Origin of the sequence: Acinetobacter sp. AG3 (genome assembly GCF_022343575.1) — a bacterium.
Classification (GTDB): Bacteria; Pseudomonadota; Gammaproteobacteria; order Pseudomonadales; family Moraxellaceae; genus Acinetobacter; species Acinetobacter guillouiae.
The window spans coordinates 2,888,151-2,914,269 of the sequence record NZ_JAKQZD010000001.1 but is presented as its reverse complement, the minus strand read 5'-3'; the positions used below and the strand labels follow the sequence as shown (position 1 = coordinate 2,914,269).

Below are 26,119 nucleotides of genomic sequence, written 5' to 3'. Positions count from 1 at the left end.
AGCGCAAAAAATGAAACAGGTTGTTTTAGTCACGGGCGCAGCATCTGGTTTAGGGAATGTGATCGCCGAATATTTTGCAGCACAGGGGCATCAAGTGATTGTCTCTGCTAGCAGCTTAGAAAAGGCTGAAAATGCCAAAGCACGTAGTCCTAATGCCGAGAATATGTTTGCGTTAAAACTGGATATTTCAGTTGAGCAAGATTTTCATGCTGCAGTGCAGTGGATTCAACAAAAATTCAGCAAATTGGATGTGTTGATTAATAATGCGACGGTCACCAAGGCAACCCCTGTTTTAGAGATTACTGCAGCTGACTTTGACTGGATCACTCAAGTGAATCAGCGAGGAACCTTTCAAGCGTGTCAGATTATTGGCAAATATATGGCAGATCAAGGCTATGGCCGTATCGTCAATATGGCTTCATTGGCAGGGCAAAATGGAGGCACTGCAACAGGAGCACACTATGCTGCAACCAAAGGTGCAATTGTGACTTTGACCAAAATCTTTGCCAAAGAGTTTGCTGCTAAAGGCGTGACTGTAAACGCCATAGCACCTGGGCCAATGGAATCACCGATTGTACACAGTGTGGTATCTGACGAAAAAATGGCGCAATTTATTCAAAATATCCCAGTCAAAGCATTAGGTAGTATGGAATTTATTGCTGAAACCTGTGCCTTGTTGGCAAGCCCAAGCGCTGCATTTGTCACTGGGGCGACGTGGGATATTAACGGTGGATTATTTATGCGTTAAGCCTTGGGCGAGATGCATAAAAGGGAGATAAATCATGGCTACACTCTATAACGTGGTTGTCAGAAACCGTCATGTAGAAGGTGGGAATGTTGCAGTCATGGAGTTTGAATCTGCAAATTCTGCCACATTACCAAAAATTGAAGCAGGTGCGCATATTGATGTGCACTTACCCAATGGTATGGTGCGTCAGTACTCACTATGCCAAAACCCAAAAGATGTTGGCATATTCAGACTGGGGATTTTACGTGATCCAGAATCGCGTGGTGGTTCAGTCTCGGCTTTTGAGGATTTAAAAGATGGTATGCAAATACAGGTCAGTGAACCGAAAAACCTGTTTCCATTAGTCAAAGCCAATCATGTTGTACTGGTGGGTGGGGGGATTGGAATTACTCCTTTGATCACTATGGCCTATCAATTGGTACAAGAAAATGCATCTTTTGAACTGCATTATTGCGGGGCAAGCCCAGAGCAATGTGCCTTTGTTGATGAAATTAGAAATAGTGTATTGGCGCCCTTTACCACCTTTCATTTTAAATCGGAAGGGGCCAGCCATCGCGAGTTTTTTCAATCTGCCATTCAGGACATAGACAAAGCAAGCCATATCTATACCTGTGGTCCCAATGGATTTATGGATTGGGTGATTAATTTGGCATTGACGCAAAATTTTCCTGAGCAACAGATTCATAAGGAATATTTTCAGGTTGAGGTTGAAACCAACGGTGATGCATTTGAAGTTGTTGCTGAGCGTAGCGGCAAGATCATCATGGTCAATGCCGAAGAAACCATTCTGCAAGCACTGGCACGTGAAGGGATTGAGATTGAAATGTCTTGCGAACAGGGCGTCTGCGGAACCTGTATGTGCGATGTGATCGAAGGTGAGCCTGATCATCGTGATGTGTATTTTACTGATGAAGAAAAAGCCAGTAATGAACAAATACTGGTGTGCTGTTCCCGTGCAAAGTCAGCACGATTGGTACTGGATATTTAATTGCTTTTAACAGGACTAAGCAATTTCAGATACCGAGCTAAATAGGATAAAAGATTCAGGAGAGAATAATGAATTCATTAAAATCAATGGATGAAATCAAAATAGATCCAATGCAATTTAGACGGGCATTGGGTAATTTTGCTACAGGTGTGACCATTGTGACGGCACAAAATGAGCAAGGCGAGAAGGTTGGAGTCACTGCAAATAGTTTTAACTCAGTGTCTTTAGACCCACCACTCATTTTATGGAGTATCGATAAAAAATCATCGAGTTTTTCTGTATTTGAGCAAGCTACACACTTTGCGGTAAATATTTTATCGGGTTCTCAAATTGAGTTATCCAATAAGTTTTCCCGTCGCAATATCGATAAGTATGAAGGTACAAGTTATCAGGTTGGTGCAGGTCAATCACCAGTTCTAGACCATTGTTCAGCAGTGTTTGAATGTGAGCGACATGAAATTATTGAAGGTGGTGATCACTGGATTATTATTGGCAAAGTCGTTAAGTTTCATGATCAAGGGCGTAGTCCGTTGGTGTATCACCAAGGCGCGTATTCAGGTGTGATTCCTCATCCATTATTACAGCTTAAAGATACTGTAGAAGCAGAAGACTTAGGCGAATTACATCAAGGGCATTTATATAGTAATGTCTGTTATTTAATGAGTCGGGCGTTTAAATTTTATCAGACTGATTATATTCCGAAGCAGTTAATCACTGGATTTCGCACCAGTGAAGCAAGATTATTATTGGTGTTGGGCAGTGGTACCGCATCCAATAAAGCAGATTTACCACGTGATATTGCCATGCCGATGCGTGAGATCGAACAAGCTGCGCTTATCTTAAAAAAAGATGGTTTATTGATTGAAACGGAAGGTTTTTTTAAGTTAACGGAAAAGGGCAAGAAAACCGCACATTATCTGTTTGATATTGCCGATAGCCATCAAAATGAAGTTTTTGAAAAATATCCTGAAAATGAAAAGGAAATTTTTATTAAAATTTTAAAGGATATTGCGGGGATTGTATAAGGCTTAATAAGCTGATAGGTTGAAAGGGTCTATCAGCTTTAGACTATTCGCTATTTATATAATAAACAAAAGAATTTATGAGCGAGAAGTATATTTAATATCGATTTTTGAACAGTTTAAACCGTAAAACAAGGAAGTGAGCGGATGAACCAATATGTACGTGATGCACTAATAACTTGGACGCGTAATATCAAAAATGTTTGCGGTAATTTTGAAACAGATTTTGATGGTACACGTGATTTGTTCATTGGCGAAGTCGAATGTTTTTTATTGGGCGATACTGAGATCGCTTTTATTAAAAATAATGCAAACAAAATTGTCCGAAAAGCGGATGAAATCGATCGAGTAAATAATCGTTTTTGTTTTTTGATTTTGCAGTATTCGGGCAAAATACAGTTGAACTATAAAAATGAAACCTTGAGTCTCAATGAGGGCGATATTGTATTACTCGACCCAGTTGAAACAATTTCTATGTTTCCACAAGGCTTAGTCAGTCAAATTTCTGTGCATCTGTCGCGGGAAAAATTGTTGAAAGAAAATATTAGTTCTGAATATTTTGGCAAACTCATTACGCAAAATATGAGTGGTTTTTTACTTAAAAATATTATGAAAAATATGTCTGCTGAAAACATTAAACTTTGGTATGCAACTGAAGATGGCAATGCTTTTGAAGATGCCTTGATTGCTTTAATCAAACCGACAATTAATTATAAAAATATGCATGATTCAAATAATCTTATGGAAAAAGCAGAGCGCTATATTATTGAAAATTTAGCCAAACCTGATCTGACGCCTAAGCTGATTGCTGAGCATATTGGTGTATCATTACGGCATCTTTATCGATTATTTCTGCAAGAAAATTTATCGATTAACAAGTATATACAGCTCAAACGCTTAGAAAAAATTAAAGCAGATTTGCTTGATAAAAAAAATAAGCAAAGCTCGATTACCCAAATTGCCTTGAAATGGGGATTTTGGGATGGCGCGCATTTTTCAAAAATCTTTAAAAAGAATTATGGCGTCTCTCCTAAAGAATTTAGAGAGCATGTCTTGACTTAAGTCTTTTGTTTTTTTGATGTCACTTCTAGACAAGTTCGAGGTCATTCCTGAACAAGCTAGCCCCATGCAAGTGTGTTGAAATTAAATCGATGAGAACAGTTAGGAACGACTGAATAAACTTAAAAATATTCAGTTTATCTCACGAATTTCACACATAGGAACGTGCATTTAACTATCTGTCTTAGATAGTTTAGGGATAGATGAAAAGGATGAAACTGATGCGTAAACAACGATTATTCAATGATATACAAAAAATATTGGCGCTTAACTTATCTATAGCTGCGAGCTTTTGGGGACTGAACACACAAGCTTATGCGCATGGTGGACAGGCAGAATTAGTCCCTTTATATCAAAACATGAGCGAGCAAGGCGCTAAAGTTGTAAAAGATGATTTTACCAATACGTATATGATCAGCAAAGGCTCTATAGTGGTGAGAGCTAAACCAAATTCAGATCAGGTTTTAGTCAATGGTAAACCGTTAAAGTTAAGTGTGCCATTAGTTATTAAAGAGGGTAAGCCTGTTATTGGCAAAGACTTTTTCAATGAAGTATTTCAGTCTGGCTTAGATCAAACATTTAAAATTGAAAACACGTTTCACCCACTCAATAGTTTAAGTACAGAAGAAATCAAAAAAACATTTGAAAGTATTAATCGCTCAAAATATGCCTATAAAAATATGCGTTTTGCCGAGTTAAAGCTGAAAGAACCTGAAAAAGCCAAAGTGTGGGATTATTTTATTAACCACAAAGACTATAAAGAAGACCGTATAGCATCTTTTATTTTATTAAAAGGTAATCAAGCGATTGAAGGTGAGGTGAATCTTCATACTCAGCAAGTTACAAAATGGAATGTATTAAAAGATACACATGGAATGATCCTGCTAGATAACTTCGAGACAGTCCAGCGTGTGATTGAGTCAAGCAAAGAATATCAGGAAGCTTTACGTAAACGAGGTGTAACGGATGTTAAAAAGGTCATTACCAATCCTCTAACTGTTGGATATTTTGGCGGTAAGGATGGTTTAGACAAACAACTGAACGTTTTAAAAGTCGTATCATATCTAGATACAGGCGATGGCAATTATTGGGCACATCCTATTGAAAATTTAGTTGCTGTGGTTGATCTAGATAAAGAAAAAATTATTAAAATTGAAGAAGGGGCAATGATTCCCGTTCCGATGGCAGATCGGCCTTATGCGACTAAAAATACGCAACCCCCGAAAATTAAACCACTGAACATTATTGAACCTGAAGGTAAAAACTTCACAATTACTGGACAGACTGTACATTGGGGAAACTGGTGTTTCCATGTTGGACTGGATTCTCGTGTTGGCCTACAGCTTTCAACCGTGACTTATAAAGATAAGGGTGTAAAGCGTAAAGTCATGTATGAGGGTAACCTTGGTGGAATGGTTGTTCCATATGGTGACCCAGATATGGGATGGTACTTTAAATCTTATCTAGACTCAGGTGAGTATGGTATGGGAACACTCACTTCATCGATTCAACTGGGTACAGATGCGCCAGAAAATGCGGTTTTACTGGATGCCGTGATTGCTGACTATAAAGGGCAGCCTCAAGTTATTCCAAATGCGATCGCAATTTTTGAGCGATACGCTGGACCTGAGTATAAACATCAAGAAATTTTTGGTGATCAGGATGCAAGTGAAGCCCGCCGTGAGCTTGTGGTGCGCTGGATTAGTACGGTTGGAAATTACGATTATATGTTTGATTGGGTATTTGCTCAAAATGGCGTCATTGGAATTAATGCTGGTGCAACAGGAATTGAAGCTGTTAAAGGGGTTAAAGCGCGAACTATGCATGACAGTACTGCCAAAGAAGACACTAAATACGGCACGTTAATTGACCATAATATTGTTGGTACCACGCATCAACATATCTATAACTTCCGTTTAGATCTGGATGTCGATGGGGAAAATAATAGCTTTATGCATATGGACCCTGTCGTGAAGGTAAATGACAGAGGTGGTGTTCGTACAAGTACGATGCAAATTGACAGTCAGGTGATTAGCAATGAGCAAAACGCTGCTGAAAAGTTTGATCCGTCGACTATTCGTTTGCTAACCAACTTTAATAAAGAAAATAAACTCGGTAACCCAGTTTCTTATCAGCTGATTCCGTTTGCTGGCGGTACACACCCTGTGGCGAAGGGGGCAAATTTTGCCAAAGATGAATGGTTATTTAAACGTCTGAATTTTATGGATAAGCAAATTTGGGTGACGCAGTACAATGCTGATGAACGCTACCCTGAAGGTAAATATTCAAATCGCTCAACGCATGATACTGGTTTAGGACAGTTTATTCGTAACAATGACAATATTGAGAATAAAGACCTTGTGGTCTGGATGACGACAGGAACAACCCATGTAGCACGTGCTGAAGAATGGCCAATTATGCCAACCGAATGGGTTTATACCTTAATCAAACCGTGGAATTTCTTTGATAATACACCAACCTTGAATTTGGGTGATGAAAAAGAAAATACCCAGCATGAGCATCACTAAAGATGCCAATCAGCAAGTATGGGTAACCAATAAGTTACCCAAAACTTAGCATCTTGTAGACCGTTCACAAAAAGGAATTTTGTATGAAAACGCTACTTTCTCAAGTGATGAGAGGGACTTTCTTTGTCTCAATTTTTTCAACTGTCTATGCAAGTGAAATAGAAATTAAACCGATTTTTGAAGTCACCTTGGGTGCTTTTAGCAGTGGGAAAAGTTATAACGGTGAAAATATAGCTGAGCAAAGAATAAATTGGCAAGAAGGGCATCTTAAATATGGTGCAAAAGGACAATACACATTGAATAACAACCAACTCTACGCAGGTTTGAGTGGGATTAGCTCAGCCACATTTGGAGAGGGGGATGCAGGACAAAATAGTAATGGTAAAGAACGTAAAACTGATGTGAATGAATGGGTTATTGGTTTTAAAGATGGTACTCATAAAGATCAATTGACCACATATGATTTAAGTATTGGTCGACAAAATATAATGATTGGAGACGGTTTTTTTATTGCTGGTGATGCATTAAACCTCGGAAAACTACCCGCAGATGGCGCATTAGACCGTGGAGGGGCCTATTATCTGGCGGCACGACGCAGTTTTGATTTTACCAGTCTGCTGCAATATAAATTGCAAGATCATACAACCTTAAAACTGGCCTATTTAAAATCGAATAATAAAGCACAATTTTCATCAGAACTCTTTGTAACTGATCTGATGTATCAACTTAATGATAAAGGTATCGGATTTACTTACTTAAATGTATTAGATCTTGATGATGCCGAGCATATTTCAGGGCGGAAAGATCTTACAAATTATGCTTTACGTTTGAATTATCAACTTTTACCAGAGTTACAAATTAAATCTGAATTTGTTGTTCAAGACAAAAAGGAACACCAAGAAAATGCAGGTTATTTAGGACTGAACTATAACTTTTTATCTTCAAAATATACGCCTTCGCTAGGCTATCGCTTTAGTCGTTTTTCAGACCAATATGATCCCATGTTTTATGGAAATACCGTGGGATTTGGAACATGGTTTCAGGGGGAGGTTGCTGGAAACTATGCGGGTCCTTTCAATAAAAATGCCGATATTCATCAAATATCTTACATGATGAATTTAAAAGAAAATTTTATATTAGGTGCTTTGGCACATAAGTTTAAAACAGTAAATAAAGCTTTAACAAATGTTGATGGACATGAGTTGGATGTGTTTTCGGTCTGGTCTGTAAATAAAAACGTTACCGTTATTCCGCTCATTGGGCTGTATAAACCGAAGCAAGATATCCATAGTGGCGGTACTCAAAACTATGATGATAAGACCAATCTATATGCTCAATTGATTTTGCAATATATCTATTAATTAAGCCTTTTAAAGTTAAACGTGAGGAATAAAAATGAATGAAGTCAAAATATTAGATAGCGTACAGACTTTTTTGAATAGAGCGCATGGACATTTTATTGATGGGAAGTGGGTTGCTGCTCAACATTCAAATAAAGTTGATATTGTGAATCCCTCTACCGAACAAGTCATTGCTCAGATCAGTATCGCGAGTCAACAAGATGTTGTAGATGCAGTATCCAGTGCAGATCATGCTTTTCAAAATGCTTGGGCTGAAACGACACCGTATCAACGTGGTGTAAAACTGAATAAATTGGCAGATTTAATTGAGCAATATGCTGAGGAACTTGCGCAACTAGAGTCTTTGTCTACTGGAAAGTTAATTCATATTTCCCGTCATCTTGAAGTGGCGCAATCTATTATTTTTTTAAGATATTTTGCTGGTTGGGCCACCAAGATTCATGGTCAAACGATGCAACCTTCTATTCCTTCTACACAAGGTGAAAAATATACCGCATTTACCTTGAGGCAGCCTGTTGGGGTCGTCGCGGGTATTGTTCCGTGGAATTTTTCACTCATGATTGGCATTTGGAAAATTGGTTCAGCTTTAACAACAGGCTGTAGCATTGTGCTGAAACCCAGTGAATTTGCCAGTTTGTCATTGCTACGTTTAGCTGAGTTAGCAATTGAAGCGGGTATTCCAGCAGGTGTGATCAATGTTGTGACGGGTAAAGGCGAAACTGGGCAATATCTGATTGAGTCACCCTTGGTTAAAAAGGTTTCTTTCACAGGCTCAGTACCTACGGGGATTGCTATTGGTAAGCTTGCGATGAGCAGTGATTTAACTCGTGTTAGCTTGGAGTTGGGGGGTAAAAATGCGATTGCTATTTTGGCTGATGCAAATATAGATGAGATTTTACCTACCTTGATACAAGCAACTTTTGTGCATCAAGGCCAAGTATGTGCATCGCCAGAGCGATTTTTTGTGCATCAGACAAAATATGATGAGCTTGTTGCAAAGTTTTCTAAAGCATTATCTCAATTTAAAATTGGATCGGCGATGGATGAAAGCAGTATGTTTGGTCCGCTGTCTAACCGGCCTCACTTTGATAAAGTAAAGCATTATTTAGATTTGGCTAAAGCCAATAATCAAATTATTGCTGGTGGAGATACTTTGCAACAAACAGGCTATTTTGTCGAACCGACTTTAATTTCTTTAAAAGCGATTGATGATCCATTATTTTTAGAAGAGACCTTTGGTCCAATTGTAGGATTAATGCCATTTGAAACGGATGAAGAACTCATTCAGCTGATGAATCATTCTCGATTTGGTTTAACCGCAAGTATTTGGACCAATGATTTGTCCAAAGCTTTGCGTTTAATACCGAAAATTGAAGCGGGTACTTTATGGGTCAATATGCATACTTTTTTAGATCCGTCGGTTCCATTTGGTGGTGTGAAAGCTTCAGGAACTGGTCGAGAGTTTTCAGATGCATTTATTGAAGATTTTACTGAATTAAAATCAGTGATGATTCGCTATTAAAAATGTGCATAGATATTTAAAAGCAAGTAGCACAGTCTAAAAAGAGTGGTATCGCTTCCAGTGATCTACTGATTGTGAATATAGGCTTGATACGTTCTGAAAATATATAAGCTGAACAAGCTTTAAAATCCAAACAGCCCAATATATGCATATATTGGGCTGTTTCGAGTAAAAATTAATAGGTTAAAGTCATACTTTGCTGTGTTGCTTGATCAATTTGCTTTTGGCTTACCGCATCATCCTTACATTGATAGTTCTCAAATAATGGCAGCTGATCGGCAAAGTGTGGATCAGTCTTTCCATTGCGATGAATAAATCCACTTTGACCAGGTGCAAGAATTGAACACATGCTGACTTGATTGGGATTAAGTACCACTCTAAAGGTTGCACTCCCTGTATTCCCATAGGTGCTCAGCTGTTGTTGATGTGCCTGATCAGCCCATGGAATACCCACTGAGTTTTTGTTGGAGAATCCCATTGTGGCAACAGGAATTTTCCAATCATTGGGTTGGTCTGAATGATATTGTTTTGAAAGCTGAATTAAGGTGTTTTCTAAGGCAGTTAACACCACATCATCTGCTGATTGTCCTTTTAAGAAATCAACGGTTTGAACAACGCTGGCTTGTTTGCCTTGCAGTGCATTCCAGATTAGTTTGGATGCATTGGCAGGTTGTGTACTCCGTGGGTCATTATTTACTGGGTAAAGGGTATCTGTGTAACGTGCATAAATATTTTCGGATAGATTTGGTTTAAGCACCAATTCAATCATTTGATTGAGCCATGTACGCATAATGACAGGTGCTGCGCCTTGATAGAATTTAGCCTCACTGTCAGGACGAAGTTTGAAGTCCCAACTCGCCAATATCGGTGCGATTTTCTTTGCTAAAGGTGATGCGTTCGGGCTTTGCGCAGCTTTGACCATATAGGGAATAAAATAACGCGCATTCAGATCCGACCAAGCGCCCATTTTATTGATATCCCAAATGTCTTGTTGGCTTAATTTTGCTTTACTTTCTAGGGGTTCAATCAGTTCATTGACACGGTCAACATGAGAGAAGTTGGAGGAATCGGAACGTAAATCCGCATAAGCTTTATTGTTCCAACTGCTAATATAGCCTTTTTCAGGGTTATAGGCTTTGGGATTATCTGAGAAATCATAGAAACCCTGCCATTCCATTGAGCCATCACCTTGAGCAGGCAGTTGAATATGCTGGTTTTCAGGGCGGATCGGTAAACGACCCAATGCAGCGACACCAATATTATTTTGGGTATCGGCATAAAACCATGTAATCGAAGCCGCGACACGTTTGGCTTGATCTAGGAATTCTTGCCAGTTGCTCGCTTTTGCTGCATTGGCCCAGCCCAATAAAGTTTCAATCTCTACACCTTCCCAGCTACGTTTTTGTGCATAGGCGGTATGATTTTTTTCATCCCATGTGCTGACAAAGCCTTGTTTACTTTGATACACATCTAAAACGTGGTCTGGTTGATTACGGACTTTAATCTTGATCTGTTGATGTTCAAAGGGAATATAACTGCCTTGATAACGGTACTGTTTTGGATTGCTCGGATTTAAGCTAAGTTGATAGACGTCATTGGTATCAAGCGAACCGACAGTTGAACCCCAAGCAATTTTTCCATTGGTTCCAAATAGAATTGCAGGTAGACCGACAGGGGTAATCCCAGTGAGATTATAGCCAGCACCATGTAACCCAACCGCATAAGTAATTGCAGGCGTGTACCAGCCTTGTTGAGGCCCATTATATAAAACCGTTTGGCCTTCTACCGTTTTATCTCCTTTGACCACCCAAGCATTACTGGCTGTAGGGACGCCATCAACCACACTTTTACCCAATGCAATACGCGCTTGAGCTAAATAGTTTTTGGCTGCTTGGTTTGAGATAGGCGCTATACCTTTTAACATGTGTTGCTGATGTGCTGAAACTTGTGGTTTTACTTTAGATTGAATAATTGTGGGAGCGCTCGGATCATCTAGCCAACGTAATTGCTGATAAACTTTTAATCCTGTTTCTGGACCTTTTTCTTTTTGTAGTTGAGTCAGTAAATCTAAGTTTGAAACTTCTGAACTGGCTGAAAAAAACCGATTGAGAATTAAGCCGACCCAGACCATTGCGATATCTTCTGGCTGCCATGTTGATGGTTTAAAATCGTAATCAACAAACTCTTTAGGCATCAGCTCTGGATTGGCTAAGACCTCTTGGACACGCTTATTAAAACCAGCGGCATAGCCATCGAAAATGGCACGATCTTCAGGAGAAAGTCGGGCAATTTGTTGTTTAATCTGTTCAGGATTAAAACGACTATGGGTTGCAATATCATACTGTAGATAGTCAGGACCGAGCACTTCAGCAACAGTGCCTAAACCTGTACGTTTTGACATTTCCATTTGAAATAAACGATCAGTTGCGACTGCATAGGCATAACCATAAAAAAGACCATAAGTATCCTTGGCATAGACATGCGGTGTGCCAAAATTGTCACGTTGAATCGTGACCTGTTTTTGCACTGGGTTTGATTCTAAACGAGAGGATGAACTACATCCTGCAAGCAATAAACAACTTAAAACACCTAATTTGATTAAGTGGTGTTTATCGCTCAGTTGATTATTTGAGGGGCTTTTTTTCAATTGAAATATCCTTTTCATTATTGTTGAGAAATAGAGTGTTGGGAAAGAAATGCTTTTAGATGTTTTCTAAAAACAACAGATTTATCGATATGCAGGTCCTGATTAAATAAAATGATTGTTATTTTTATATGTAATTTTCTATTACTTTGTGGGTATATATTTATACTTTTAAATAAATACACTTAATTTTATCTCAACATTTTATTTTAAATATGCTTTATCAAGTCTTGGTGAAATGCCAAAAAATAAAGGGATATGTTCTATCCCTTTATGCTGCTTCAAAAATTAAGTGTCAAAGATAAAGTGTCAAAGTTCAGTCGCAAAAATTGCTGAGAGAAATTTTTCAAGTACAGCATTGAAAGCTTCAGGACATTCAATATTTGAAATATGCGATGCTTGAATTTCCACAAGTTGGGATTCTGGAATGTGCTGTTGCATAAATTGCCCATCTGCGACTGTAGTTACAGGGTCTTGCGTCCCTGCAATGACCAAAACTGGAATCGTGATATCTTTGAGTTGATTGCGGACATCCGCTTTAGCCAAAGCCTCACAACAATTGGCATAACCTATTGCGCTGCCAGCACTTAAGTCGTTACACAGATTATTGACAATTGCAGGATGACTTTGGATAAAGGGATCTGTAAACCAACGTGATGCAGCGGTTGCTGCGATGTTGGTTAAACCTTGTTCTCGGACAAGTTGGGCACGATCTAGCCATGCTTGTTCTTGTCCAATTTTTGCTGCGGTATTACTGATAACAACAGCATTAAATCGTTGTGGATAATGGATGGCTAACCATTGACCTGTTAACCCCCCCATAGAAATGCCACAGAAACTGGCTTTTTCAATATTTAAATGATCCAGTAATCGAATCACATCTTCAGCCAATTGGGGCAAGGTATAAGGACCTTGTGGCGCAGATGAAGAACCATGTCCACGGGTGTCATAGCAAATGACAAAAAAACGTTCTTTAAAATAATTGAACTGCTTTTGCCACATGCCATAGTTGGTCCCTAAGGAATTTGAAAAGACCAGTGCAGGGGAGTTAGGGTTTCCAAAACTTTGATAATTAATTTGTGCATCCGCTGATTGAAAAGTTGGCATTGCTCGTTCCTTAATTTTGATCAACACGTTGAATAATGAGTGCGATACCTTGTCCCACCCCAATACACATTGAACATAAGGCATATTCACCCTTGATTTGTTCAAGTTGATTTAAGGCTGTGGTCACCAGTCTGGCACCTGATGCGCCTAAAGGATGACCTAAAGCAATCGCACCACCATTAGGATTGACACGTGCATCATCATCTGCCAAACCTAAATCACGGGTTACGGCCAAAGCTTGGGCGGCAAAAGCTTCATTTAGCTCAATCACATCCATTTGCGCTAAACTAAGATCGGCTTGTTTAAGCAGTTTCTTAATCGCAGGCGCTGGCGCAAAGCCCATAATTCGTGGCTCAACACCTACAGTAGTTGCTGCAATAATTTTGCCACGTGGTTTTAATTGGTATTTTTCTACGGCTTCATCTGAGGCGATCAATAATGCTGCTGCACCATCATTAATCCCAGACGCATTTCCCGCCGTGACCGTACCATCAGCTTTGACCACACCTTTAAGTTTTGTCAGTGCAGCTAAAGTGGTTGATGCACGTGGATGTTCATCTGTATCCACAAGCACAGCATCGCCTTTACGCTGTGGAATAGTGACAGGCACAATCTCATTTTGGAAAAAGCCTTGAGCTTGTGCTGCCGCAGTACGTTGTTGGCTATTCAGCGCAAACTGATCTTGATCCGCACGGTTAATATTGAATTGTTCTGCCACGTTTTCAGCGGTTTGTGGCATGCTGTCCACACCATACAATTCTTTGAGTTTTGGGTTGATAAAGCGCCAGCCCATGGTGGTGTCTTCAATCTTTTGACTGCGTCCAAAAGCACTGTCCGACTTACCCATCACATAGGGCGCACGGCTCATGCTTTCTACGCCACCGGCAATGATTAAATCTGCTTCATTGGCTTTAATGGCACGAGCTGCCATGGCAATCGCATCCAGTGATGAACCACATAGACGGTTCACAGTGGTTGCTGGCACTTGGTATGGCACACCCGCCAATAATGCTGACATACGCCCAACATTACGATTGTCTTCACCAGCCTGATTAGCACAGCCATAAATCACATCATCAACTTGCTGCCAATCTACCGTTGGATTACGTTGTATCAATGCTTGAATTGGAATAGCACCGAGGTCATCTGCACGGACTGGTGCAAGACCACCGGCATAACGACCAAATGGGGTACGGATAGCATCTATGATGTAAGCGTTTTTCATGTGTCTTTCCTTTTATATTGAATCCCCCTATATCCCCCTTTTTCAAAGGGGGACTTTCTTTCTTATCTTAATGAAAGAGAAGAACCCCTCCCTTTCTTAAAGGGAGGTAGGGAGGGATTTATTATCCCTGTGTCGCATCAATCAATTGAGCACCCGTCAAAGCCTGTAACTCTTCAAAGCTCAAACCTGCAACTTTTTCAAGCACTTTTAAACCCTCTGCGGTCACATCAATTACGCATAAGTCAGTATAAATACGATCAACACAATGCTTACCTGTCACGGGATAGCTTAGTTCTTCAACAATCTTAGGTTCACCTTGCTTGGTCACATGATCTGTGGTGATAAAGACTTTCTTGGCCCCTACAGCCAAATCCATTGCACCACCCACCGCAGGAATCGCATCTGGCGCACCGGTATGCCAATTGGCAAGATCACCATTGGCTGCCACTTGGAATGCACCCAATACAGCAATATCCAGATGTCCACCACGCATCATGGCAAAGGAATCACCATGATGGAAAAATGAGCCACCTGTTAGCATAGTCACATATTCTTTGCCTGCATTAATCAACTCAGGATCTTCTTCACCTTTGGCGGGTGGAGGACCAAAAGCCAATAAACCATTTTCAGAATGTAGAAAGACATCTTTGTCTGTTGGCAAATATTTTGAAATCTTGGTCGGTAAACCAATGCCTAAATTGACATAAGCACCATCGGGAATATCTTGGGCAACACGTTCAGCAATTTGGTCACGGCTTAGTTTTTGGTAGCTCATTGTTATTCTCCATTACCATTGGCTGCATCAACTGCAACCACATGCTGAACAAAAATCCCTGGGGTAATAATGTGTTCAGGATCTAGCTGACCTAATTCAACCACCTCAGAAACCTGTGCAATGGTGACATCTGCAGCCATCGCCATAATTGGACCAAAGTTACGTGCTGATTTGTTATAAACCAAGTTGCCCCAACGGTCGCCTTGATGTGCTTTAATCAGTGCAAAGTCTGCTTTAATTGGATATTCAAGCACGTAGTCTTTGCCATCAATATGACGGGTTTCTTTGCCATCTGCCAATAAGGTGCCAAAACCTGTTGGGGTAAACACTGCACCTAAACCCATCCCAGCAGCTTGAATACGACACGCGAGATTGCCTTGAGGAACCAGTTCCAGTTCGATCTTGCCCGCATGATAGAGTTCGTCAAATACCCAAGAATCAGACTGACGTGGGAAAGAACAAATGATTTTACGGACTGCACCCGATTTAAGCAGTTTAGCCAGACCGTAATCGCCATTGCCTGCATTGTTATTGACAATCACCAGATCTTTAACGCCAAGTTCAATCAGCCCATCAATCAGCTCTGCGGGCTGTCCTGCTGTTCCAAAGCCACCAATCATAATGGTTGCACCATCTTTGATGTGTGACAGAACCTCAGACAACGAGAGCTTACTTTTATCAATCATAAGACGAACCTTTTATCCATGTTTTTAAATTTCTATACATACCGCATTAGCAAAGATAGACATGTATAGAAACTTAAAAAACTGTGAGAAAGAACTTATCTCACAGTTATTTGGTCAATGAATTTACACCCGCTGCTTAATGGTCATCTTCTCGAATTGAAGACGGATGACGGTTTAAGGCCGTCACTTCGATATTCATATAAGGATATAAAGGCAATCCCTGTAAAATATTGTGGAGTTCTTCATTGCTCTCTACATCAAAAATACTGGTGTTTGAGTATTGGCCTGTAATACGCCAGATATGACGCCATTTCCCTTGACGTTGTAAATCTTGTGAATAAGCCTTTTCAATTGCTTTAATTTCATTGGCTTTTTCGACGGGCATATCGAGGGGGATGTGTACATCCATTCGTACTTGGAAAAGCATGTCAGCTCCTTGAATTATTGACGACGTAGGTTGTCGATTTTGTCTTCATCTAGTTCAATGCCGAGGCCCGGACCAGTTGGAATTTTGAGCTCAAAATTGCCATATTGAAGCGGTGTTTTTAAAATCTCTTCGGTCAGCAACAGTGGGCCAAATAATTCAGTTCCCGCTGCGAGATTACTAAATGTAGAGAAGGCATGTGCTGAGGCAATTGTTCCAACAGGACCTTCAAGCATAGTGCCACCATAAAGATCAATACCTGCCAGATTGGCGATTTTGCCAACTTCGCATGCTTCAATCAGACCACCAGATTGCGCAACTTTTACCGCAAAAACTGAGGCTGCATTGGTTTTTGCCAAGTTATAAGCACTTTGCGGACCTGTTAACGACTCATCTGCCATGATCGCGATATCAAACTTACGGCTAAGACGTTGCATAGCATCAATATTATGTATTGCACAAGGCTGTTCAATCAGGTCAACGCCACCATCTTGAAGCATTTGAATCCCTTTAATTGCATTCAGTTCAGACCACGCACGGTTAACGTCTACACGAATTGAGATGTCTGCGCCCAAGGCTTTTTTGATTGCCAATACATGCTCAACATCTTGTTCAACAGGACGTGAACCGATTTTTAACTTAAAGACATTGTGACGTTTTAACGCAATCATTTTTTCTGCTTCGGCAATGTCTTTTTCGGTATTGCCCGACGCCAAAACCCAAAGCACAGGAATACTGTCACGTAAGCGACCGCCTAAAATTTCACTCAGGGGTTGACCTAAACGTTGTGCTTGAATATCTAATAATGCAGTTTGAACAGCACATTTCGCAAAACGATTACCGTTGATATTACGATGGATCACTTGCATTGTTTGGGCAATATTGGCACCAGACAGTGTTTTTAACAATGGCGCAAAATAGGTTTCGATATTGGTCTTTACACTTTCAGGACTTTCTTCGCCATAACCTAAACCGCCAATTGTGGTCGCTTCACCCCAGCCAATTAAACCATCTTCAGTCGTGACTTTAATCAGGACCAAGGTTTGGGTTTGCATTGTCGCAACGGCCATCTTGTGAGGACGTATCGTTGGAATTTCGATTAACAGCGTTTCTATGGACTTGTACATCGTGGTTATTTCTTAAGTATTAATCTATTTATATACCCTAATTTAATGTAATATCTTTAACTAGGCCGATTTTGGTATTTTTAGATACTTAAAAGGTATATAAAAGGGATTTAGAGAGATGGAATTAAGATATCTTCGTTATTTCGTTACAGTGGTTGAAGAGCAGAGTATTACCAAAGCTGCAGAAAAATTATGTATTGCTCAACCGCCATTGAGCCGTCAGATTCAAAAGTTAGAAGAAGAACTCGGTATTCTTTTATTTGAGCGTGGCACACGTCCAGTAAGAACAACAGAAGCAGGGCAATTCTTTTACCAACATGCGGTACAAATTTTGACTCATACTGCGCAAGCCACCTCTATGGCGAAGCGTATTAGTTCAATGAATACAATTGTCCGTATTGGTTATGTCAGTTCATTGCTGTATGCATTACTGCCTCAGGTAATTTATTTATTTCGTCAAAATAACCCTGACATTCAGGTTGAGCTGATTGAGCACAGTACCAAGGATCAAATCGAAGCACTCAAACTCGGTAAAATAGATTTAGGCTTTGGTCGTTTAAGAATTAGTGATCCATCGATTAAGCGCATTTTATTGTACAAAGAGAAATTAAAATTAGCCGCGCATAAAAATCATCATTTAACCAGTTATATCGATAAAGGTATTTATTTATCGCAAATTATCAATGAACCTATTTTTTCTTATCCAGCCACACAGAAGCCCAATTTCTCAACCTTGATTCAATCCATTTTTACCGAATTAGGCTTGGTACCGAAAGATATGGTTGAAGTTCGAGAAATCCATATGGCTTTGGGTTTGGTGTCGTCAGGGGAAGGGATATGCATTATTCCTGAAAGCGCCAGTGAAATAGGCATGAAAAATCTGGTCTATATTCCGATTTTGGATATAGAGGCCTATAGTCCTATTTCATTAGCCGTGAGAAATATGGATCAAAGTCCTTATTTGCCTAAGATTTTAGAATGTATTCGACAAGTCTTTGAAGAAGAAGGGATTCCACTTCAACTCGATGGGGATTAATCGAGTATATGTCTGCGCTGAGATCAACCTAAAATCCCCTCATCCTCGCCTTCTCCCAATGGGAGAAGGGACTTTTAATACCAATCTAATTCACTCAATATGATCATTTTTTGATTTATGAATGAGACCTATTGAGTTAATGATTTGAAACCATGATTTTAACATATTGATTTTAAAATGACATTATCGGTGTTTATCCTTGCATTCTTAATGAATTCGCAATGTATTGCAGTTCCTGTTCGTCATTGATTAAGCCTTGCTGGATGATGGCAATTTGCTCTTGAAGATTGCTCAGCAGTTCTTGGCATTGTGCAGTAACTTCATCGCTATATAGATCAAGCTTTTGCCATAAACTATGTGAGATCTCAGTATATAAACGGTCATGGCCAATGGCCAAGATCTCAGTTGCATCATCAGCATGAATCACTTCATACGCCAGATGCTTAGCAAACTGTAACGGACTGAGAGGGGCATATTGCAGTTGATAATCCGATAAAGTATTTGCAATATGTTGTGATAGAAGCTGTTGAGCCTGTTGGGTCAGTGCACTATACAATTCATCCACCGCTTGCTGCTCGGCATGTTGCTCTAATAAGCTTGGCAGGGTTGCAATCATACTGCGCCATGTTTGCGTAATGATCTGCTGTTTATGTTGCAGCAAAGCGCTCATAGCATTGCTTAGCTGCTGCTGTAATTGATGCAGTTGTGGCACAACCTCAAGTTGTAAAGGCGTTAGAATTTGTTCTTGTAAATGATGTAACAATGCTTCCGCAGGTTTACGCTGTTTATAAGCCAGAGCAGGTTGGATCAAATGTAAAAGTGCATCAAATAAACGATTAAAACCTGCCATTTGCATGGCCTGATCATTGAAATCCGCATTTTTTAACATCTGAGAGGAGGTTGAAATTGGCGATTGCAACAGCACAGGATCAACTTGCATTGCGATCAGTTGGTCAATAGCACGGGTTTGAACATCGGTTTCTTGCAGATAACGTTGGTCAGAGGTTTTATTGCATAGAATCTGGCAAATGTCGCCATCGACTTCATCTTCTTCAAAATAATCACTGCGTGTCAGCACTGGCAATAACGGTTTATGTCGGCGTAATTCCTGCCCCAAAGCCGCTAATTCTTTGACTTGACCGGGTGAGGAGGAACTACTGAGCCAAAGGACACCATCCGCACTATCCATAAAGCGTTGGGTTAATGCTGCATTTTCTGGCGTAACGGAATGAAGTCCTGGGGTATCCAATAAAATGAGGTTGTTTGCTAAACAAACCCCTTGTAAGCGTGTGGTGGTTTCTGTGGCACCTTCTTTAAAACGCTCCTGACTATGGATAATTTGACCTGAGTCGAGATAAAAATATTCAACGCTTTGCTGGCGTCTGTGAAAACACTCTGCCAATACATTACAGAATGAACTTTTACCCGCATTGAATTTTCCGAAAATCAGCAAAATAATCTTATCGTCAAAATGATCTGCGATGGATTGTGCAGCATGTAGGGTTTCTAATTGTGTTTCCCAATGGCTGAGATAGCTTTCAAGCTGAGAATTGAGTACTGCGATGTCTTGGGCAATCTGACTATATGATGTCAGTCCAATGGGATTGATACGTTGTTTATTGAGATTGATCGCCAGTTGCTGATGCCAAGTGTGCATCTTATTTAAATGCAGGATGATGTCCTGTTCCTGCTGATCAAAAGCTTCGGTGCTCGCAATCAGCGTCTGAATCGAATCATGCGAATCATGGACGGTCATTATACCTGCTCCAAAGTGGTTGATGCCTGTTGGGCTTGTATGATGAGTTGCTGTTGCTGCTGCAAATTAAGTAATTGCTGTTGCAACTGCATTCGATCAGAAGACAATTCAAAATAATGGGCAAATTCACCACGTAAACGCTGACGACCTGATTCTTCGACAAAAATAAGATTGAGATCTTTACGCAGTTTGACCGAGACACCCATCACCGCAACCATGACCGTATCTAGACTGCGTACATTACTTTTTTGCGTATCAGGTAAACCCACCACACCATAGCGCACCAGATGGCTATTGATTTCGATACAGGCACGAGAATAAGCCACTTGAATACGGTTACGATCACGTTTGCCCGCGGTTACTTTATACATATTGGCAAAAGAATCTGGTTCTAGCGAATTATCCTGCCCAGAGATCTGTAGGACCGGTTGTAAATCTTGACGCACTTTATCTAATATTTGATTGAGATCACGCTCAAAATTTTGGCGTTGCTGCTGTAAGCTTGTTGTAAGTTGCTGAATGTTGCTTTGAATGGTTTCTAGGTGGTGGGATAAGCGCGTTTTTAGATCAACAATGATCTGTTTTTTTTCAAATTGACGTATTGCGGGGACTTGCTCAAGCATCCGATGAAGTGTGTGTTGTAGTTCGGGGATACCACTGCGTTGTACCAGTACGGGTTTGGAATTTTCGATACCTTGACGGTGCCGTGTAGCTGATACAGGTCGTATCGTTGCAGTTGGTGCTTGATTTTGAATGCTATCAATAATCTGTGTTAAAACGGCTTGATCTGGAATCTGGTCAATTTGAGTAAGCAGCAGTAAGCTTTGACGTTGGGTCTGCTTTGCATCTTGCTCGAATTGCTGGAATAAGTGTAATTCATAAGGATCAAACTCACCTTCACGTACCGAATGCACCATGAGGCGAATATCCGCTTTGTTCCACATCGCATCTTGAGCAAGTTGATCATCGATTGTCGCCACATCAGCATCCAAACCCGGTGCATCTAACCAGCGGATTTGATGTTGCAGATGTTCGGATAGGGCCACCGTTTCTCGTTTATCCGCAACTGAGAAAATATCTTGACCAATAAGCTCATTTAACAGTCGGCTTTTACCATGATTATATTTGCCAATCACTGTAACCGTCGGAAATTGACCTGCCTGTAGAATGGCACGCAGTCGAGCCAGAGCTTTCGCATCTTCAGGTACAACGGCTAAAATAGTATTGCTTGCTGCATCAAAAGTATGAATATCCATCTAAATATCTTTTCCATAAAATAAATCAGGCTAAACCGTTACAGCTCGCCTGATTTCAAGATTCACAAAATGACTTTTAGCTGAATTAAGCTTGTAGGCGAGGGCGGTCAACCACATGGTTATCAATACCATCTACAAGGCGGCTAAGTCTGAGGTCAAATACCATTTCGGCAAATGGACCTTCAACACCGTTGGCTTGGATCGCTGCTGCATCTGTATGTTCGATTGCGTCAACAACAAGGCCTTCACGTGTTGCGTAGGCGAAGTCATCATAGGTGTACGGGTCGCCAGCAACGTTAATTTGCGTGGTTAGTTTGCGATGACCATCTGCAGATACAAAGAAATGAATATGTGCAGGACGATTACCATGACGGCCTAATTGATTTAACAATTGTTGAGTTGGGCCTTCTGGTGGACAGCCATAACCTGCAGGCAGAATCGTTTGTACACGGTATTGACCTTGAGCATCCGTCATAATGGTACGACGCATATTAAAAGGCTGTTGTTCGCCAGTTGGGTCAAAGTGTGAATAAAAACCTTTGGTATTGGCATGCCAGATTTCAACTTGTGCATTTGGCAGTGGTTGACCATCTGCAGCGTAAATTGTACCGTGCAAAATCAGGGTATGACCATTTGGATCACTGCCATCATCCATACGAGCAAAACCTTGGGCAACAGGTGCACCTGCGACATAAAGTGGGCCTTCAATGGTACGCGGGGTTGGGTTCTCAATACCCAAAGCGGCATCAATTGCATCCATACGCATATCAAGGAAGTGGTCAAAGCCTAAACCAGGAGAAAGTAAGCCTGCTTCATGACTGGTACCTAGCTGGTTTAAATATGCAATTGCAGCCCAATATTCGTCAGAAGAAATCTCTAAATCTTCAATGGTCTTAAATAAGTCAGAAACCACCCGATGAATGATTTGCTTAGTACGAGGATTTCCACCGTCTTGCTCAAGCCCGCTGAGTAGGTTAATGAAATTCTGTACTTCTTCCGTCTCGAAAATTCTAATATTATTGGCTGTCATGGCTATCTCCTTAATCTTGCCATAATGCTGGTTTGCGTCATATCTTTTAAGATATGTTGTGCGTTGAGCCAGCATCATTCCTAATCTTGCTTGGTTCATAAATCCTTCTATATACCTTAATTGAATGTAATCCCCTTATCTAGACTGAATTCGGTATCTTTAAATACTTAAAAGGTATATTTAACCCGCTCAAATGATAAAACTGTGATGCTGTCATGCTATAGCTTGAAAATAACAATGTTGTTAGATCATTAAAAATAATAAAAAATATTTATTTTTCAATATCTTAATATGGGGTTTTATACAGCAAAAAATTGTTTATCTAGGTTTAAAATAGCAGTGGTATGACTGAAAAGGTATAAACATATACCATATTATACATGGAAAATTACATTAATAATTCTGATAATGGGGAGTGCTGATGTATTCCCTTAATTATATCGTTTTGAATTTATTTATATTTTAAGGAAGTGCAAAAGTTTTTGTCTGGAGGATAAGACAAAGAACACCCTAGAACTTACACAACAAGAATTTCAAAGATTCAGGAAAGGATTTCCCATGTTAAAGCTAGATCTGCTTTATAGAACTCAACGAGTTGCACTTTATACGCTGTTTGGATGTCTGAGTATAGATGCTGCTTATGCCGAGTTTTTAGAAGAGAGTAACACCAGTATTTATTTACGTAATTTCTATAATGAACGTGACTACGAAGATACCAAACATGACCTCGGCAGTTGGTCGCAGGCGGCATCTGGGCGCTTTGAATCTGGTTATAGCGACACTGCGCTACAAGTCGGTTTGGATTTTGGTTTTCAATATGCCCTACGTTTAAATGATCGTTATGATGAACGTTTAGATACCGTTTTTAAATATGACAAAAGTGAAGCCCAACAAGCACGGGATTATTTAAAATTAGGTGCCACCTTAAAACTTAAATATCAAAATACAGAGCTTAAAGTGGGGGAGCTTTTTCCAAAAACACCAGTTTTATTTATTGATGATTCTCGACAATTGGTGACGACCTATGCTGGGGTAATGTTAGAAAGCCAAGACATTCAAAATTTAAAACTGTCCGCAGGCCGTTTTACCCATGTTAATGCCCGAGATGATGATGAATATAGAAAATTCACTTTGGGCAACTCCACAGATCCCAACAAAAGAAGTGATGGTTTAAATTTTATCGGATTAGACTATAAGTTTAGCCCAAACTTCACTGGTTCATACTGGTTTGGTCAGTTGGAAGATATTTATCAACAACACTATTTCAATGCGGTTTATACAGAAAAAGTCAATGAGACCAAGCTAAAAGTAGATGCGCGCTATTTTAATTATAAAGAGGATGGCGATGCTTATTTTGGAAACATCGATGTCCAGTCTGTAGGATTACAAGCGAGTGCACAACATGGTCCAAATACCTTTTTAGCGGGTGTGCAAAAACATTTCGGTGAGGATAATATTCCACTTTTAAATGGTTATGTCCCGCAAGGATATTTACAGACTTGGTCTGCAATTGCATTTTATAAAGCGAAAGAGTTTACTTGGCATGCCTTATATAGTTATGACTTTAAAGATCATGGCGTACCGGGCTTGAAACTGACCTTGCGTTATTTAAATGGTAGTGACATTTATCGGGCTGGCTTTAAGGATAATAAAGAAACCGAGAAGAATTTGATTGTAAACTATACTGTTCCAGAAGGACGGTTAAAGGGGCTTGGAGTGGAATGGCGCTATATTGATGCCAATATTAAATATGGGGTTGGAAACATGCCAGGCAAAGATTTTGTGGAAAATCGTTTTATCACAACCTATACCTTTAAATTCTAAATTTTTGCTTAATCCGATAAATTAAATGGTGCCCCTATTAAAAACAAGGGGTATCATCTTTAGTAGTCAGGACATTTAAGCGTCCAAGTATAGTTAACCTGTAAAAACTGAGACACAAGAATATAATTTCTCTTAATTAACATTTTTAATTAAATCAATTGTATGGAGAAAATAAATTGTTTGATTCTAAAAAGCTTGCATTGCCACACCTTACATTCAAAGTTTAAATATCTTTGCGTAGGCGATGCCTCCCTTTTTAGAGATAAAAAGGGACAAAAATCTTTCGTTTAACAGGGCTCTTGCGCTGCAAACAAAGCAGTGCTCTATTTTTGCTCATATACCCCCGCTCAACGGCGACATCCTTGTCGCCCCACGGTAGGATAAGTATCTATGCTTCAAAAGCACAAAAAGTGAATTGATAACCAGCAGTTTCTAAAAGTTTATACAAATACTTAAGCTTCATTTCTGATCAATGACTTGATGCAAATCAGTTGTATAAATATTTAGGTGGTTTGGCTATAAATAAGGATAAGCATAGTTAAATACTTATCCTTTCTTCGCTAGTCAGATCATCAATAGGTATATGCCTAATAGGCAAAACTAAGCATCAATCTAAATAAACCCGCAATTAAAGCCAATGCCGCAAAACCGAAACACCACAACAAAATAAACCATGTTACAGGGGTGAGTTGTTTGATGTATTTGTTCATCTAAAACTCCTTGATCAGAGGTGGATCAGGAAATTTGAACAACACTTATAAGTGATATTTTGCTCCCCAAATGATGTTATAAACATCAATATATGGAGTATTTTATGGCACGTAGACCAAGAAGAAATCATTCAAATGATTTTAAAGCTAAGGTAGCACTTGCTGCGATTAAAGCAGAAAAAACACTTGCTGAATTGAGTGCTGAATTTGATGTTCATCAAAACCAAATTATCGACTGGAAAAATCAACTGATTTCAGCTTCCTCGCAAGCTTTCGATCAATCAAAAGCTCCAACAGAACCACCCATCGATCTAAAAAAACTACATGCAAAAATCGGTGAGCAGGCATTAGAAATTGATTTTTTAGAAGGTGTGTTGAAGAAACTGGGCCGCTTCAACCACAAAAGTTAATCGATGACTCACTTCAGATTTCAGTATCTAAGCAAGCTCAGCTGCTGAAAGTCTCCCGTGGTTGTTATTACTATCGCCCAAAACCTGTGAGTGCATCAGATCTGAAGCTGATGCGGTGTATGGATGAGTTACATATGCAATACCCTTTTGCAGGTAGCCGTATGATGCGTGATTTGTTGAATCGTCAAGGACATCATATAGGACGACGTCATACACGTACTTTAATGAAGAAAATGGGCATTAATGCGTTATATTGCAAACCAAATTTAAGCCAGGCTAATCAAGCTCACCGCAAATATCCATATCTGCTCAAAGGATTGGCTATTCAGCGCAGTAATCAAGTGTGGTCTACGGATATAACGTATATCCCTATGGCAAAAGGCTTTGTTTATTTATGTGCTGTGATTGATTGGCATAGCCGCAAGGTACTTGCGCATAGAGTATCGATTAGTATGGAGGTTACATTTTGCATAGAAACATTAAATGAAGCTATTGAAAAATATGGTCGACCTGAAATATTTAATACAGACCAAGGCAGTCAGTTTACCAGTGATGCATTTATTGATGTATTGAAATCAAATGGCATTCAAATCAGTATGGATGGTAAAGGTCGATGGGTTGATAATGTGATGGTTGAACGATTATGGCGGAGCGTTAAATATGAAGAGGTGTATCTCAAAGCCTACAGCAATGTTTTGGATGCGAAGAAGCAATTAAACGCATATTTTGAATTTTATAATTTGAAACGACCTCATTCGAGTCTGGACAAAATGACTCCAGATGAGTTTTACTATGACCAGCTACCACAACAAAATAAGGTAGCTTAACTAGAGCAGAGTATCACTTATAAATAAGCTTTTAGTTGTTCAAACATGTGGGAC

21 protein-coding genes are annotated in these 26,119 nt (G+C 39.8%); 10 read left to right on the top strand and 11 right to left on the bottom strand.

Annotation, left to right across the window (positions count from 1 at the left end; genetic code table 11):
- Positions 1 to 10: 10 nt before the first annotated feature.
- The 7 genes from L3V46_RS13585 (at position 11) to L3V46_RS13555 (ending at position 9,228) form a co-directional block, all read left to right on the top strand.
- Positions 11 to 748 carry an SDR family NAD(P)-dependent oxidoreductase gene (locus L3V46_RS13585; protein ID WP_004820415.1) on the top strand — a complete coding sequence of 246 codons (738 nt, stop codon included), beginning with the start codon at positions 11 to 13 and terminating at the stop codon, positions 746 to 748.
- Between the two features lie 34 nt (positions 749 to 782).
- Entirely contained in the window at positions 783 to 1,736 is a 954-nt protein-coding gene (locus L3V46_RS13580; RefSeq protein WP_239045985.1) for a PDR/VanB family oxidoreductase, read from the top strand.
- Between the two features lie 68 nt (positions 1,737 to 1,804).
- Positions 1,805 to 2,761, top strand: coding sequence for a p-hydroxyphenylacetate 3-hydroxylase reductase component (locus tag L3V46_RS13575; protein ID WP_034614186.1), 957 nt, complete (start codon positions 1,805 to 1,807; stop codon positions 2,759 to 2,761).
- Positions 2,762 to 2,905: 144 nt separating this feature from the next.
- Positions 2,906 to 3,820 carry a transcriptional regulator FeaR gene (gene feaR, locus L3V46_RS13570; RefSeq protein ID WP_034614190.1) on the top strand — a complete coding sequence of 305 codons (915 nt, stop codon included), beginning with the start codon at positions 2,906 to 2,908 and terminating at the stop codon, positions 3,818 to 3,820.
- Positions 3,821 to 4,029: 209 nt separating this feature from the next.
- A complete protein-coding gene (tynA, locus tag L3V46_RS13565) occupies positions 4,030 to 6,345 on the top strand; it encodes a primary-amine oxidase (RefSeq protein ID WP_171077775.1) in 2,316 nt (771 codons plus the stop codon).
- A gap of 83 nt (positions 6,346 to 6,428) precedes the next feature.
- Positions 6,429 to 7,706: a hypothetical protein gene (locus L3V46_RS13560; RefSeq protein ID WP_239045984.1), complete on the top strand. Its 1,278-nt coding sequence runs from the start codon at positions 6,429 to 6,431 to the stop codon at positions 7,704 to 7,706.
- A 34-nt stretch (positions 7,707 to 7,740) separates the two neighbouring features.
- Positions 7,741 to 9,228 (top strand): NAD-dependent phenylacetaldehyde dehydrogenase, encoded by a 1,488-nt coding sequence (locus tag L3V46_RS13555; RefSeq protein WP_239045983.1) that lies wholly within the window; start codon positions 7,741 to 7,743, stop codon positions 9,226 to 9,228.
- A gap of 175 nt (positions 9,229 to 9,403) precedes the next feature.
- Here the strand turns inward: L3V46_RS13555 and L3V46_RS13550 are convergent, their stop codons facing one another.
- The 7 genes from L3V46_RS13550 to L3V46_RS13520 form a co-directional block, all read right to left on the bottom strand.
- Entirely contained in the window at positions 9,404 to 11,893 is a 2,490-nt protein-coding gene (locus L3V46_RS13550; protein WP_239045982.1) for a penicillin acylase family protein, read from the bottom strand.
- 288 nt (positions 11,894 to 12,181) lie between these two features.
- A complete protein-coding gene (gene pcaD, locus L3V46_RS13545; RefSeq protein WP_239045981.1) occupies positions 12,182 to 12,979 on the bottom strand; it encodes a 3-oxoadipate enol-lactonase in 798 nt (265 codons plus the stop codon).
- Positions 12,980 to 12,989: 10 nt separating this feature from the next.
- Positions 12,990 to 14,204 carry a 3-oxoadipyl-CoA thiolase gene (gene pcaF / locus L3V46_RS13540; RefSeq protein ID WP_239045980.1) on the bottom strand — a complete coding sequence of 405 codons (1,215 nt, stop codon included), beginning with the start codon at positions 14,202 to 14,204 and terminating at the stop codon, positions 12,990 to 12,992.
- 121 nt (positions 14,205 to 14,325) lie between these two features.
- Complete coding sequence (locus tag L3V46_RS13535; protein WP_004820437.1) at positions 14,326 to 14,979, bottom strand: 3-oxoacid CoA-transferase subunit B; 654 nt, start codon at positions 14,977 to 14,979, stop codon at positions 14,326 to 14,328.
- A gap of 2 nt (positions 14,980 to 14,981) precedes the next feature.
- Entirely contained in the window at positions 14,982 to 15,665 is a 684-nt protein-coding gene (locus L3V46_RS13530) for a 3-oxoacid CoA-transferase subunit A (protein WP_004721570.1), read from the bottom strand.
- A 136-nt stretch (positions 15,666 to 15,801) separates the two neighbouring features.
- Positions 15,802 to 16,092, bottom strand: a complete 291-nt coding sequence (catC, locus tag L3V46_RS13525) for a muconolactone Delta-isomerase (RefSeq protein WP_004820442.1) — start codon at positions 16,090 to 16,092, stop codon at positions 15,802 to 15,804.
- A gap of 14 nt (positions 16,093 to 16,106) precedes the next feature.
- Positions 16,107 to 17,216 carry a muconate/chloromuconate family cycloisomerase gene (locus tag L3V46_RS13520; RefSeq protein WP_004721566.1) on the bottom strand — a complete coding sequence of 370 codons (1,110 nt, stop codon included), beginning with the start codon at positions 17,214 to 17,216 and terminating at the stop codon, positions 16,107 to 16,109.
- 118 nt (positions 17,217 to 17,334) lie between these two features.
- Here L3V46_RS13520 and catM point away from each other — a divergent pair, with 118 nt between their 5' ends.
- Positions 17,335 to 18,252: a cis,cis-muconate-binding transcription regulator CatM gene (catM, locus tag L3V46_RS13515; protein WP_004721564.1), complete on the top strand. Its 918-nt coding sequence runs from the start codon at positions 17,335 to 17,337 to the stop codon at positions 18,250 to 18,252.
- A 193-nt stretch (positions 18,253 to 18,445) separates the two neighbouring features.
- Here catM and L3V46_RS13510 read toward each other — a convergent pair whose 3' ends face one another.
- The 3 genes from L3V46_RS13510 to catA all read right to left on the bottom strand — a co-directional run bounded on the left by L3V46_RS13510 (position 18,446) and on the right by catA (position 22,294).
- Positions 18,446 to 20,008, bottom strand: a complete 1,563-nt coding sequence (locus L3V46_RS13510) for a dynamin family protein (protein WP_239045979.1) — start codon at positions 20,006 to 20,008, stop codon at positions 18,446 to 18,448.
- Positions 20,008 to 21,264, bottom strand: coding sequence for a GTPase (locus L3V46_RS13505; protein WP_034617964.1), 1,257 nt, complete (start codon positions 21,262 to 21,264; stop codon positions 20,008 to 20,010). The genes L3V46_RS13510 and L3V46_RS13505 overlap by 1 nt, the downstream gene beginning before the upstream one ends.
- A gap of 85 nt (positions 21,265 to 21,349) precedes the next feature.
- Positions 21,350 to 22,294 carry a catechol 1,2-dioxygenase gene (gene catA / locus L3V46_RS13500; RefSeq protein ID WP_034617966.1) on the bottom strand — a complete coding sequence of 315 codons (945 nt, stop codon included), beginning with the start codon at positions 22,292 to 22,294 and terminating at the stop codon, positions 21,350 to 21,352.
- Between the two features lie 558 nt (positions 22,295 to 22,852).
- Here catA and L3V46_RS13495 point away from each other — a divergent pair.
- On the top strand, positions 22,853 to 24,118 hold the full coding sequence (locus L3V46_RS13495; protein ID WP_239045978.1) for an OprD family outer membrane porin: 1,266 nt from the start codon (positions 22,853 to 22,855) through the stop codon (positions 24,116 to 24,118).
- 587 nt (positions 24,119 to 24,705) lie between these two features.
- Here the strand turns inward: L3V46_RS13495 and L3V46_RS13490 are convergent.
- Positions 24,706 to 24,828: a DUF2474 domain-containing protein gene (locus L3V46_RS13490; RefSeq protein WP_239045977.1), complete on the bottom strand. Its 123-nt coding sequence runs from the start codon at positions 24,826 to 24,828 to the stop codon at positions 24,706 to 24,708.
- Positions 24,829 to 24,932: 104 nt separating this feature from the next.
- On the opposite strand from L3V46_RS13490, the gene L3V46_RS13485 reads away from it, so the two are divergent.
- A protein-coding gene (locus L3V46_RS13485) for an IS3 family transposase (RefSeq protein ID WP_223235881.1) occupies positions 24,933 to 26,065 on the top strand; the annotation gives its coding sequence in 2 pieces (ribosomal slippage) (positions 24,933 to 25,185 and positions 25,185 to 26,065; 1,134 coding nt in all).
- Positions 26,066 to 26,119 lie beyond the last annotated feature (54 nt).